Origin of the sequence: Burkholderia reimsis (assembly GCF_003294055.1) — a bacterium.
Classification (GTDB): Bacteria; Pseudomonadota; Gammaproteobacteria; order Burkholderiales; family Burkholderiaceae; genus Burkholderia; species Burkholderia cepacia.
The window spans coordinates 117,722-130,666 of the sequence record NZ_QMFZ01000006.1 but is presented as its reverse complement, the minus strand read 5'-3'; the positions used below and the strand labels follow the sequence as shown (position 1 = coordinate 130,666).

Annotated in this window: 11 protein-coding genes; 7 read left to right on the top strand and 4 right to left on the bottom strand. The window is 68.9% G+C overall.

Going from position 1 to position 12,945, the window contains the following annotated elements; genetic code table 11:
* Positions 1–44 precede the first annotated feature (44 nt).
* The 5 genes from DPV79_RS09980 to DPV79_RS09955 all read left to right on the top strand — a co-directional run bounded on the left by DPV79_RS09980 (position 45) and on the right by DPV79_RS09955 (position 5,419).
* Positions 45–470, top strand: a complete 426-nt coding sequence (locus DPV79_RS09980) for a GNAT family N-acetyltransferase (RefSeq protein WP_113045319.1) — start codon at positions 45–47, stop codon at positions 468–470.
* A gap of 189 nt (positions 471–659) precedes the next feature.
* The gene (locus tag DPV79_RS09975; RefSeq protein WP_113045318.1) at positions 660–2,327 is read left to right on the top strand and encodes an ankyrin repeat domain-containing protein; all 1,668 of its coding nucleotides are present in this window, start codon (positions 660–662) and stop codon (positions 2,325–2,327) included.
* Between the two features lie 309 nt (positions 2,328–2,636).
* Complete coding sequence (locus tag DPV79_RS09965) at positions 2,637–3,497, top strand: isocitrate lyase/PEP mutase family protein (protein WP_113045317.1); 861 nt, start codon at positions 2,637–2,639, stop codon at positions 3,495–3,497.
* Between the two features lie 336 nt (positions 3,498–3,833).
* On the top strand, positions 3,834–4,100 hold the full coding sequence (locus DPV79_RS09960) for a YodC family protein (protein ID WP_048023317.1): 267 nt from the start codon (positions 3,834–3,836) through the stop codon (positions 4,098–4,100).
* Between the two features lie 101 nt (positions 4,101–4,201).
* Positions 4,202–5,419, top strand: a complete 1,218-nt coding sequence (locus DPV79_RS09955; protein WP_113045378.1) for a cytochrome P450 — start codon at positions 4,202–4,204, stop codon at positions 5,417–5,419.
* Between the two features lie 15 nt (positions 5,420–5,434).
* Here the strand turns inward: DPV79_RS09955 and DPV79_RS09950 are convergent, their stop codons facing one another.
* Positions 5,435–5,761 carry a superinfection immunity protein gene (locus DPV79_RS09950; protein ID WP_011354384.1) on the bottom strand — a complete coding sequence of 109 codons (327 nt, stop codon included), beginning with the start codon at positions 5,759–5,761 and terminating at the stop codon, positions 5,435–5,437.
* A gap of 101 nt (positions 5,762–5,862) precedes the next feature.
* Entirely contained in the window at positions 5,863–6,282 is a 420-nt protein-coding gene (locus tag DPV79_RS09945) for a rhodanese-like domain-containing protein (protein WP_021163779.1), read from the bottom strand.
* 111 nt (positions 6,283–6,393) lie between these two features.
* On the opposite strand from DPV79_RS09945, the gene ftrA reads away from it, so the two are divergent.
* Positions 6,394–7,368, top strand: coding sequence for a transcriptional regulator FtrA (gene ftrA, locus DPV79_RS09940; protein ID WP_111939356.1), 975 nt, complete (start codon positions 6,394–6,396; stop codon positions 7,366–7,368).
* Positions 7,369–7,529: 161 nt separating this feature from the next.
* Here ftrA and DPV79_RS09935 read toward each other — a convergent pair whose 3' ends face one another.
* Together DPV79_RS09935 and adiC are read right to left on the bottom strand one after the other, a co-directional pair.
* Positions 7,530–9,869, bottom strand: coding sequence for an Orn/Lys/Arg family decarboxylase (locus DPV79_RS09935; RefSeq protein WP_059686773.1), 2,340 nt, complete (start codon positions 9,867–9,869; stop codon positions 7,530–7,532).
* A gap of 1 nt (position 9,870) precedes the next feature.
* Entirely contained in the window at positions 9,871–11,403 is a 1,533-nt protein-coding gene (gene adiC / locus DPV79_RS09930) for an arginine/agmatine antiporter (RefSeq protein ID WP_060066669.1), read from the bottom strand.
* Positions 11,404–11,836: 433 nt separating this feature from the next.
* On the opposite strand from adiC, the gene DPV79_RS09925 reads away from it, so the two are divergent.
* Positions 11,837–12,907, top strand: coding sequence for an NAD(P)H-dependent flavin oxidoreductase (locus tag DPV79_RS09925; RefSeq protein WP_113045377.1), 1,071 nt, complete (start codon positions 11,837–11,839; stop codon positions 12,905–12,907).
* Positions 12,908–12,945 lie beyond the last annotated feature (38 nt).

The window sequence follows — 12,945 nt, the reverse complement described above, 5'->3', positions numbered from 1 at the left end:
GCGGGTTCAACCTTCCTCATTTCCGATTCAACCAGGCTCGACCGATGACGTTCACATACGAGGTGACCGACGCGGGCGACGTGAACGTTCGCAAGCAGATCGTCGCGCCGCTCGTCCGATTCAACGAAAGCCAGGCGGGCCCGAACGACTTCCGTGCGCTGGCCGTGGTCGTGACCGACGCCGAAGGCGCGGTGGTCGGCGGCTTGTGGGGCAGCACGGCCTACGGCTGGCTGCATGTCGACCTGCTCGTGGTGCCCGAAGCCGCGCGCGGCCAGGGTGCGGGCACGCGCATCATGGATCTGGCCGAGGCGGAAGCCGTCGCGCGCGGATGCCACGGCGCGTGGCTCGATACGTTCGACTTCCAGGCGCGGCCGTTCTACGAGAAACGCGGTTATGTCCGCTTCGGCGAGCTGCCGGATTATCCGGCCGGGCACACGCGCATTTTCCTGACGAAGCAGCTTGCAGGCTGAGCATCGCCGCATGGAGCGGCCCGGTTGACGAGGTCGCCGGCGGTCGCCTAGGATAGCGGCCAGCGATGCAGGTCGCTTCCGGGTCCGCGGAAAGGGTTCAACCCACCTGTCGCAGCAAATCCTGTCTTCCTCCTGTCCTTTGTGCTGGCGGTATTGCGGACCTTCGGCCATGACTGCACGAGGATTCGCATGAAAAAGCTGCCTCCCGGGGCCAATCCCGAGCATCTGAAAAAGCAGGCCAAGGCATTGTTGCGCCTGTACCGGCAGGGTGACGCCGACGCCGTCGCGCGTTTTGTCCGCTTTCTCCCCGCCGCCGCCAACCGCACGCACGACGAAGCGCTCGCGCTCGGGCTCCGGCTGCACGATGCGCAGTCGTGCATTGCGCGCGAGTACGGTTTCGCGTCATGGGCCGATCTCGGCGCGTTCGTCGAAACGCACGCGCTTGCCGGGCAACAGCGGTCGGCGTTGATCCGGCGCTGGCTCGACCTGGCGTACGGCGGCGACGTGACGGGCGGTTTCGACGCGGCCCGGCCGCGTGTCGCCGCGCAACTGCTGCTCGACCGGCCCGATCTCGTGGCGAGCGATCCGACCGTCGCATGCGCGGCCGGCGACCTCGATGCCGTGAAGGCGGCGCTGGCCGCCGATCCCGGGTGGATCGCGCGCGCCGGCGGCGTGCTGAAGCTGCCGCCGCTGGTTGCCGTCACGCATTCGCGGCTCGGGCAGATTCCCGGGTTCGCCGTCCGGCTGCGCGCCTGCGCGCGTCATCTGCTCGATGCCGGCGCCGATCCGAACCAGCGGATCGGCAACCGGTTTCCGCCGGCGTCGCTCGCGGCGCCCGACGAAGCGGGGCCGCTGTCGGCGCTGTACGGTGCCGCGGGCGTCAATCGCGATCCGGTTCTGACCGCGATGCTGCTGGAAGCCGGCGCCGACCCGAACGACGGCGAATCGCTCTATCACTCGGTCGAAAATCCGGCCTGTACGCGCCTGCTGCTCGAACACGGCGCGCGGGTGGGCGGGACGAATGCGTTGCGTCGCGCATTCGACATGCGCGAGGCGGACGCGCTCGAACTGCTGCTCGCGCATGGCGGCGACCCGAACGAGCCGCCCGGCGAGGGGCTGGCGCAGACCTGGGGCGCACCGTTGTTGCGGGCGATCGGCGTGCGCTGCTCGGCGCGCCACGTCGCCGCGCTGCTGGCGGCCGGCGCCGATCCCCGCGCGCGGACCCCGGCGGGCGTTAGTGCGTACCGGCTGGCGATGCAGACCGGGCTGTCCGAGGTCGCCGCGTTGTTGCGCGCGGCGGGCGCGGAAGAGACGCTCGACGCCGAGGACGCGTTCGTGGCGGCCTGCGCGCGCGCCGACGCCGACGATGCGCGACGCATCCAGGCACGGCATCCCGAACTGCCGGGCGCGCTGCCCGGCGAGCGGCTGCGGCTGCTGCCGGATGCCGCCGCGTGGGGCTCGGGCGACGCGGTGAAGGTCATGGTCGAACTGGGCTGGCCGATCGCGGCGCGGGGCGGCGACTGGGACGCGAGCGCGCTGAATCACGCGGTGTTTCGCGGCGATGCGGGCTTGCTGGCGTTCCTCCTCGAGCACGGCGCGAGCTGGCGTGACAGGCACGGGTTCGACAGCGATGCGCTCGGCACATTGTCCTGGGCATCCGTCAACGAACCGGAGCATGTCGGCGCCGCCGACTGGGAGGCTTGCGCGCGGGTGCTGCTCGCGCACGGTGTGCCGCAGGCCGCGCGGGACCCGTCGAATCCGGACGGCGTACTGATCGACGGTCGCGCGATGCGTTTCTCCGAAGCCGTCACCGACGTGTTGCTCGGCATCGACGGCGGGCCACCGGCGGCAAGGTAAGTGGCTATCGGCTGGCAACGGGCGGGCGGCGGTGTCGGCCCCGCTCGTTGCCGGTTGCTTGTTACCAGCTTATGGTTACCGGCAACCGGCAACCGGCAACCGGCAACCGGCTTACGGCTTACGGCTTACGGCTTACGGCTTACGGCTTACGGCTACCGGCTACCGGCTACCGGCTACCGGCTACCGGCTACCGGCGCGCAGTCGGCGCATCGGTTTTTCCCTGTCGCGCGACGACATTTCGGTGAACGCTGAAACGTCGCGTGCACGATCGGCGTAAGCTCGGCCGTCAACATCCTCCTGGAGCCCGCGATGACCCGTTCCGATCTTCAAGCCCGCCAAGCCGAAGCCTTCCGCGCACTGCATGCACGCGCCGGCGCCTTCATCATCCCGAACCCGTGGGATGCCGGTACCGCGCGCCTGCTCGCGATGGCCGGCTTCGAGGCGCTCGCGACCACGAGCGCCGGCTATGCCTTTTCGAAAGGCCGGCCCGACTATGCGATCGACCGCGGCGAGATGCTCGATCACATCGCCGAGATCGCCGCCGCGGGCGGCCTGCCCGTGAGCGCCGACCTCGAGAACGGCTTCGGCGATGCGCCCGACACGGTGGCCGAGACGATCCGGCTCGCGGCCGAGGCCGGCGCGGTCGGCGGATCGATCGAGGATGCGACGGGCCGCGCCGACGCGCCGATCTATGCGCACGAAGCGGCGGTCGAGCGCATCGCGGCGGCCGTCGACGCGGCGCGTGCGCTGCCGTTTCCGTTCACGCTGACCGCGCGCTGCGAAAACTACCTGCACGGCCGCCACGACCTCGCCGACACGATCGCGCGGCTCGTCGCCTATCGCGACGCGGGCGCCGACATGCTGTATGCGCCGGGCATCACCGATGCGGACGACATCGCGGCGGTGACGCGGGCGGTCGGCGCACCCGTGAACGTCGTGATGGGGCTGCAGGGCGGATTGCTGAGCGTCGACGCACTGGCGGCGCTCGGCGTGAAGCGCGTGAGTGTCGGCGGCGCACTGGCGCGGGCCGCGCTCGGCGCGTTCCTGCGCGCCGCGAAGGAGATGGCGCAGGACGGCACGTTTACGTTCACGCAAGCGGCCGTTCCCGGGCGCGATATCAACCGCTGGTTTGCGTCGCCGGATAATTCACCGGTTTTGTTCGATGAATGAGTGTAAATAAATCGTGGGATCGTTCCCAATCGAAAAGTTGATTGACAATAATCAATCGATTTCACGTCGGAATTAAACGTCGGTGACGACGTAAAATACATCGTCTATTCTCCGCATTTCGCCCGTTCGACCGGGTCCGGCGCGCAAGCCGCGCCGGGTCGGCGGCCGGGCACCCGCCGGGCGCGTCGATGGCGCGCATTGTTGCATTTTCCCGATCATGACATTTTTGAAAAGGGGAGTTGCCGGCAGGTTTTTTGATTGATAATCTGCGGCACGTTCGAATGAACCGCTGGTGAGCTGCCGGGAATATCGATATATAAAAATGCTGAGAGAGCGATGACGATCCGAGAAAATCAACGCGTCAGGTTTCGCGTCGGCGATGTCGTGACGCTGAAAACGGGCGGGCCGCGCATGACCGTGACCTATGCCGGGCCGGTCGTATTCGACGACGGTGACTGGCTGATCTGCCAGTGGTTCGACGAACACGGCGAATTCCGGCAGGAAATGTTCCCTCACGACACCGTGGTGCCGGAGCCGCGCGCGATTTCGGCCGGCCGTGTCCGCATGCGCATGCAGTCGTATCGCTACCGGTCGGCGGCCTGACAATCACCTGACATCGCGATGCGGCGGCACGCGGCGCCCGCGCCGCGACATTTCACGCCGGCCTGAAACATGCGGCGGTGCACGCCGCCGATACTGTCTGCATGAACCCGACCGATCCCATCGCAGCGGTTACGCACCGCGATCCCTATCCCTACTATGCGGCGCTCGTCGACGGGCCGCCGCTCGCGTTCGACGCCACGCTCGGCCTGTGGGTCGCGAGCCGCGCGGCCGCCGTGACGGCCGTGCTCGGCCATCCGGCCTGCCGCGTACGCCCGCTGGACGCGCCCGTGCCGCCCGCGTTGCGCGGCACGACGGCCGGCGCGCTGTTCGGCGAGCTGGTGCGCATGAACGACGGCGCGTTGCGGCACGACGTGCCGAAGCAGGCGCTGCGCGCGGCGTTCGCGCCGATCGACACGGCTGCGCTGCGCGACCGTGCGATGCAGCTCGCCGCGCGGCGCCTGCCGCCGCCGGGCGATGCCGGCGCGCTGAACACGTGGTGCATGACGATGCCCGTCTGCGCGGTCGCCGATCTGCTGGGCTTCGACGAGACGCAGCTCGACGCGATCGCGGCGCAGGTGGTCGACTTCGTCGCGGCGCTGTCGCCGCTGTCCGATGCCGACGCGCTGGCCCGCGCGAGCGCCGCCGCGCGACAGTTGCTCGACCGGATGACGGTGCGCGTCGCGCAGACGCATGCGCACGACGGCACGCTCGTCGCCGCCGTGCAGCAGGCGGCCCGTGCGGCGGGCTGGCAGGCAAGCGGCGCGCTGGTCGCGAACCTCGTCGGGCTGCTGTCGCAGACGTGCGAGGCGACTGCCGCCTGGCTCGGCAATGTGCTGGCGGCGTGGAACGGGGGCGCGGAAGCGGGCTTGGAAGCGAACTTGGAAGCGGGCTTAAAAGCGGGCGCAAGCGCCGCGCTTGTCGTGCCGGACGATGCCGCGCTCGACGCGTTCGTTGCCGAAGTCGGGCGTTTCGATTCCCCGGTGCAGAACACGCGCCGCTTCGTCGCATCGCGCACGACGATCGAGGGCGTGACCGTCGAAGCCGGCGACGCGATCCTCGTCGTGCTCGCCGCGGCGAACCGCGACCCGGCCGTGCATCGCGATCCGCACCGGCTGATGCCCGGCCGCGCGGCCGGGCCGAATTTCGGCTTCGGCACGGGGCCGCATGGCTGCCCGGGCGAGCGGATCGCACGGGCGGTGACAGCGGGGGCGTTCGGGGCGTGGCTGCGTGCGGGCGGCGGGCCGCGGCACGACGGGCTGGCGTGGCATTACCGCGCGTCGACCAACGTCAGGATGCCGAAGTTCGATGCGGCAGGGTGATCGGGAAAGAGGGACTTAACGGCAGCCTTGCTTTTCCGCCCATTGCTCCTGGGCGGCGACACGGCGCTGCACGCGCTCGACGAGACCGGTTGAAAAGGTCCGCATGCTGATGCCGCGACGCTTGGCGAGGATCGTCTGCGCGACATCGGTGCGCGGGTTCGGCTGGCAGGCCCAGTACAGCGTCATCAGCCAGCCGATGCCGGTCCACCCGAACAGCGCGTTGAACATCGCGACCGTCAGCTTGTCGTGCCGGCCACGCCGGTCGGCAATGACCGCCGGCAGAAAATAGATCGCGATCGCGGCCACCGAACCGGCCACTTGAATCAGGACTGCGTTCTGCATGTTGCTGCTCCATCCGAACTGCAATGGAGCCGATTGTCGCGCTTTTTCCGTTCGCGTGCAGGCCGCGCGCAGACAATTGATTGTTGCGGTTTTAATGATGATCAGCCGGCTTCGGTGTCCGCCGGCTGCATTTCGTTGCTCAGCGCGAAACCTTCGTCACGCCAGCCCGTCACGCCGCCGATCATCAGCTTGACCGGCCGGCCCAGGCGTGCGAGCTGGATCGCCGCGCGCGCGGCGCCATTGCAGTGCGGGCCCGCGCAGTAGACGACGAACAGCGTGCCGGCCGGATAGCCGGCGAGCTTGCTCTCGATGATCTTGCGGCGCGGCAGGTTGCGCGCGCCGGGCACGTGGCCGGCGGCGAACTGGTCGGGGCCGCGCACGTCGAGCAGTACGAAATCGGGCGCACCCGATGCGAGCGCGTCGTGCACGTCCCAGCAATCGGTCTCGAAGCGCAAGGACGCCTCGAAATGCGCGAGGGCGGCGGGGCTGTCGGCAGCGGGGACGTCGGTGACGTAGGACATGGTCAAGTTCTCCTGAAGGTTGCACGGAACGCAGTGGAATGAACGGCAGTATCGCGGTTCAGCGACCGTCGCGGCAGTGGCGCGATCGACAAGTTCCGGTAACATCGCGCCATGCACAATCATCTCGTCGTCGCGCTCGCCTACGATCGCCTCTGCACCTTCGAATTCGGCTGCGTGGTCGAACTGTTCGCGCTCGAACGCCCCGAGCTCGGGGTCGACTGGTATCGCTTCGCGGTCTGCGCGAGCGAGCCGGGGCCCGTGCGCGCGGCGGGCGGCATCACGGTCGCCGCGCCGTATCGGCTCGCGACGCTCGATCGCGCCGATACCATCGTGATTCCCGGCTGGCGCGATCCGGACGAACCGCCGCCGGAGCCGTTGCTGAAGAAGCTGCGGGCCGCGCATCGCCGTGGCGCGCGGCTTTGCTCGATCTGCTCGGGCGTGTTCGTGCTGGCCGCGGCCGGCGTGCTCGACGGCCTCACGGTGACGACCCACTGGCGCTATGCGGAGAAACTGCAGGCGCGTTATCCCGCGCTGCGCGTGAATCCCGATGCGCTTTACGTCGACGAAGGGCAGGTCGTCACGTCGGCCGGATCGGCGGCGGGGCTCGACATGCTGCTGCATCTCGTGCGCCGCGATCACGGCGGCGCGATCGCGAACCGGGTCGCGCAGCGCCTCGTGCTGCCGCCGCATCGCGACGGCGGCCAGGCGCAGTTCGTGCCGCGCCCGGTCGCGCCGGGCGGCACCGACCGGCTCGCGAAGCTGATCGACTGGATGCGCGCGCACGCGGCCGAGCCGCACACGCTCGCGTCGCTCGCCGCGCAGGCCGCGATGAGCACGCGCACGCTGCAGCGGCAGTTCGCGGACGCGACGGGGATGTCGCCGCTCGCATGGCTGATCCGCGAACGCGTGAACGTGGCGAAGGACATGCTCGAAGCGCATCCCGCGCTGTCGCTCGCGCAGGTGGCGGCGCGTGCAGGGTTCGGGTCGGAGGAGTCGCTGCGGCGGCATTTCCGGCGCGTCGCGGCGACGAGCCCGGCCGCGTACCGGCGCGGGATGAATCGCGGCGAACACGCGCGGGACGTTTGAGCGCGGTGCCGGTTCCTGTCGACGTTTTCCGCGGGTGACAACCGCAGTCGCGCAAGATCGTCCAGCACCGGGAGCAGCCGGCCGCCCGAGCGGCCGACGCCGGCTGCAAGTGGCGACGCCGACACGCGCCGGCCGGCGCGTGACGGCATCGCGTCGCGCACTCAGCGCGTGCTGGTATCGCGCGCCTTCTGCTTGATGCACGCGATCCGGTACACGCCATCCTCGACTTCGACACCGTGCGTGTCGTGCGTGAAGCCCGGGAAGCGCAGGTCGTACTGCTCGAGCGCCTTCAGGTAACCGAGCAGCGGGCCGTCGGCCGGCCCCGCGTTCTCGCCGGGCATCAGCAGCGGAATGCCGGGCGGATAGGGCACGACGCCCGTCGCGACGGTGCGGCCTTCCATCTCCGACAACTCCAGCATCTCGATGTCGTTGTGCACGAGATGCTCGAACGCCTCGGCCGGGCTGTAATCGGGCTTCGGCAGCGTCGAGAAGCCGCGCGACATCATCTCGGTCGTCTTCAGGTCGCTCATCGCGCTGAACATCAGGTCGCACAGGTCGCGCAGGCCGAGCTTGCCGTAGCGTTCCGGATAGTGCGCGACGAGTTCGGGCAGCGCCTGTTCGAGCGGCGCGTTCGCATCGTAGTCGCGCTTGAAATCGAGCAGCGTGTTGACGAGCGTGCCCCACTTGCCCTTCGTCACGCCGAGCGAGAACAGGAACAGGATCGTGAAGTCGGTCGTTTTCTCGACGACGATCCCGTGCCGGTCGAGATACGCGGTGACGACCGATGCCGGAATGCCGACCGGCATCAGGCCGCCGTGCGATGCGACGCCCGGCGTGACGATCGACACCTTGATCGGGTCGAGCATGCAGTAGTCGTCCTCGATATCGCCGAAGCCGTGCCACGTGTCGCCCGGATGCAGTACCCAGCACGACGGGTCGGTGGCGAGCAGCGTCTCGTCCGCTTCGTGGAAGCGCACGCGGCGGCCCGTCTTGCGATCGACGACGTTGTCGGGCTGCCAGCCGTTGAAGAACCAGTCGTTGTTCTCCGCGCATTCCGCATGCAGGCGCGCAAGCATCTGGCGGAACGCGACGGCCTCGCGGATCGCGTCGGTCGTCAGCGCCTCGCCGCCGGGGCCGTCCATCATCGCGGCGCTCACGTCGTTCGACGCGATGATCGCGTAGTTCGGCGACGTCGACGCATGCATCATGTACGCCTCGTTGAAGCGCGCATGCTCGATCGGGTTGCGGCCGTTGCGGACGTGGATGAACGACGCCTGCGACAGCGCCGCGAGCAGCTTGTGCGTCGATTGCGTCGCGAACACCGTCGGCTTGCTCGCGTCGTGCTGCGACGGATCGCCGTGCATCGCGTGACGGTCGCGGTAGATCGGGTTGAAGCGCGCGTAGCCGTACCACGCCTCGTCGAAATGCAGTCGGTCGACGCTCTGCCCGAGCAGTTCCTCGACGCGCGCGACGTTGTAGCAGAGGCCGTCGTACGTCGAGTTCGTGATCAGCGCATGCACGGGCGTCGGGTCGATGCCGTCGCGGCCGCGCACGAGCGGGTTCGCGTCGATCGCGAGCCGCACGGCGGCGGCCGTCAGCCGTTCCGGCATGATCGGCCCGATGATCCCGTAATGGTTGCGCGACGGAATCAGGTAGGTCGGAATCGCGCCGGACATCGTCATCGCGTGCTCGGCCGATTTGTGGCAATTGCGGTCGCACAGCGCGACCTGGTTGCGCGTGACGCTCGCCATCAGGATCACGCGGTTCGACATCGATGAGCCGTTCGTCACGTGATACGTGCGGTGCGCGCCGAACACGCGCGCCGCGTAGCGTTCGCTTTCGCCGATCGGGCCGGAGTGGTCGAGCAGCGAGCCGAGTTCGCCGACCGAGATCGACAGGTCCGAGCGGAACAGCGCCTCGCCGAAGAATTCGAAGTACGCGCGGCCGACCGGCGATTTCAGGAACGCGGTGCCGCCGGTGTGACCGGGTGTGTGCCACGAGTATTCGTACACGCGCGAGAATTTCGCGAGCGCGCGGAACATCGGCGGCAGCACGGTCTCGCGGTAGCGTTCGATCGCGGCGACGATCCGCCCGCCGATGAACGCGGTGGTGTCCTCCAGCATCCAGATGAAGTCGTCGGCCTTGCGCATCGCGTCGACGGGAATCGCGGAGGCGCTCGCACGGCTCGCGAGCAGGAACACGGGCACGGTCGCGTTGCGCGCGCGCATTGCGTCGAGCACGGCTTGCGCGGGCGCGTGGCCGGCGTCGTTGCCGAGTTCCCAGTTGAGCAGCAGGCACTGGATCGCCGGATCGGCGGCGACGACCGCGCAGGCGTCGTCGGCGGACGTCGCGATCACGACGTCGACGAGCCGGGTGCGCAGCTCCTCGGCAAGCGCCGTCGCGGCGCGCCCGGTGGCCGTGCGTTCGTCGATGTCGTGCTGCACGAGCAGCGCCTTCATGCCGAGGCGGCGGAAGGCCGGTTGGGTCAAGGATGCGGTCATGTCATTCCCCCGTTTGCTGGGTTGCCTGGACGCTCGCGGCAACGGCCGGCGAGCGCGCGTGAAGGGTGTCGGCTTGGTGACGGCCCACGGAAATCCAGAAGGTCGCGGCGAGCGCGGCGATGGTCACGCCGAGCGCGAGATAGCGCACCCAGCGCGGCGAGCGGCCGCCCGGATGGACATGGGTTTCCTCGATCTCGCGCTGGCGGTTGATCGACAGCTCGTAGAAGACGATCGTCGCGATGACGAAGATCAGCGACCAGCGCGTCTGCTGGCCGTCGGAGCCGACCATCGCCCACAGCGCGTAGACGGCGCCGATCAGGCCGACGATCGTGTAGAACGTGAACTGGTGCGACGGCATCTTGCCGTAGCCGAGCACCTTGATCGCGATGCACGAATAGATGTACGGCAGCAGCGTCATGATCACGGCGATCGACGCGATCTTGCCGAACTGCTCGCTGGCGCTCGGCGACATCGTCGCGAGCACCTGCACCGACATGATCAGCGCGACGATCGCGAGGCCGGCCGACGGCACGTTCTTCGAGTTGACGCGCGCGAACACGCTGGCGAACAGGCCGTCGTCGGCCGCGGCCTTCGCGGTCTGGCCGACCAGCAGCGTCCAGCCCGCGAGCGAGCCGAGGCAGCCGAGCGCCGCGCACAGCGCGACCGCGTTCGCGGCCGTATTGCCGAGCGCGAGGCGCGCGGCATCCGCGAACGGCGCGCTCGATGCGAGCAGCGCCTTGTTCGGGATCATCCCCATGATCACGGTCGAGCTGAGCACGTAGCAGACGGCCGCGAGCACCACGCCGCCGACGGTCGCGATCGGCACGTTGCGCGACGGATTCTCGACGACGCCGGCCGATACCGACGCGCTTTCCACGCCGATGAACGCCCACAGCGTGAAGTTCAGCGTCGCGCCGATCGCGCTGAAGCTGTTGGTGCCCGACACGTTCCAGCCGGCGAAATACACGTCCTTGCTGAACCAGAACCAGCCGAACACGGCCATCCCGAGGATCGGCACGAGCGCGAGGACCGTCGTGACCGACTGCACGCGGCCCACGACGTTCGGCCCGAGGATGTTCGCGTACGTGAACAGCCAGATCACGAAGATCTGCGCGAGCGCGAACACGAGCGGATCCTTCAGTACCGGGAAGAAATGCGTGAGATAGCCGAGGCCGGCGACCGCGAGGCCGACGTTGCCTAGCACGTTCGCGAGCCAGTAGATCAGGTTGGTCTGGTAGCCCATGTACGGGCCGAACGACTTGCGTGCATACGCGTACGGGCCGCCGGCGGCCGGGTCGATCGCGGCGAGCTTCGCGAACACGAGCGCGAGCGACACGGCGCCGACGACGGTGATCAGCCAGCCGAAGATCGCGATGCCGCCGGTCGCGGCGAGGTTCGCGGGCAGCATGAAGACGCCGGAGCCCATCATGTTGCCCGCGACCATCAGCGTGGCGGGAATGACGCCGATTTTCGGCGCGGAAGCCGCGGCCGGCGTGGCGGCGGCGCGGGAGGAGGACGAGCTGGCATCGGACATGCGACGCTCCTTGAGAAGACGTGTTTCGGTTGAGGTGACGCGGTGTGGCGCCGGTCGACGATTCCGGTGCGGTTCGTCGTTTTAATTGACGCGTTCATGTTATCGCTCGGGGTGATTATTAATAAGGGTAAACGCCGGCATTTAATAACTTGAATATTGATGAATGTCATTGAAGCCGGTGAAACGGTGTTTGAGTTCCGGGTGGGGTGGCCCGGACCGCAAGGCTGGAGGGCATTTTTGCCGTCTCGATCCGGGCAGGCGAGATTGCGCTGCCGAAGCTTCGATGAATAATCGTTTTTTACGAACTGGTTAAATCATTTCTCGATCAAAATGGCACCGTAATCGGGGTTTGTCTTTGTCGGTTATTATCGGGCGCATTAAATGCGCGCCGCCGGCGCGCGCGACCACCGCTGCTTCCCCGAGGATGATTCCGATGACGACGCTGCCTTCCCGTTTGCCGCTGATCCAGGCCCCGATGGTCGGTTCACTGAGCCCGCTCGCGATCGCCGTGTGCGAAGCCGGCGGGCTCGGCTCGCTCGCCTGCGCGGCACTGGGCCCGCAGCAATTGCGCGACGAGATCGCGGCGATCCGGGCGCGCACGAGCGCACCGTTCAACGTGAACTTCTTCTGCCATACGCCGCCGGCGCCCGATGCCGCGGTCGACGCGCGCTGGCGCGCGGCGCTCGCGGGCTACTACGCGGAAGCCGGGCTCGATCCGGCCGACGTGAAGGGCGGCCCCGGACGCGCGCCGTTCGACGATGCGATGTGCGCGGTCGTCGAGGAGTCGCGGCCGGCCGTCGTGAGCTTTCACTTCGGGCTCCCGGACGATCCGCTGCTCGATCGCGTGCGGCGCACGGGCGCGCAGGTCGTCTCGTCCGCGACGACCGTCGAGGAAGCGCGCTGGCTGGATGCGCGCGGCGTCGACGCGATCGTCGCGCAGGGCGCGGAGGCCGGCGGCCATCGCGGCATGTTCCTGACTGACGACATCCACGCGCAGCCGGGCCTGTTCGCGTTGCTGCCGCAGATCGTCGACGCGGTGCGTGCGCCGGTGATCGCCGCCGGCGCGATCGCCGACGGGCGCGGCATCGCGGCCGCGTTCGCGCTCGGCGCACGCGCGGTGCAGATCGGCACCGGTTACCTGCTGACGCCGCAGGCCGGCCGCTCGGCGCAGCATCGCGCGGCGCTGCGCGCCGCGCGCGACGACGGCACGCGCCTGACCAACCTGTACACGGGCCGCCCCGCGCGTGGGCTGCTGACGCGCTTCATGCGCGAACAGGGGCCGATGAGCGCGCTCGCGCCGGCGTTTCCGCTCGCGACGGCCATGGTCGATCCGCTGCGCGGCGCGTTCGAGCGGCAGGGCCGCGACGACTTCTCGGTGCTGTGGTCGGGCGAGGCCGCGGCGCTCGCGCGTGAAGAGGACGCGGGCGAGCTGACGCAGCGCCTGTGGCGCGATGCGCTGGCATGTGCGGCGGGGCTGCGCGACGCGTTTCCGCAGGCGCGCTGAGCGGCCGGGAAGGGGGCGCCGGCGCGGGAGCATCGGCG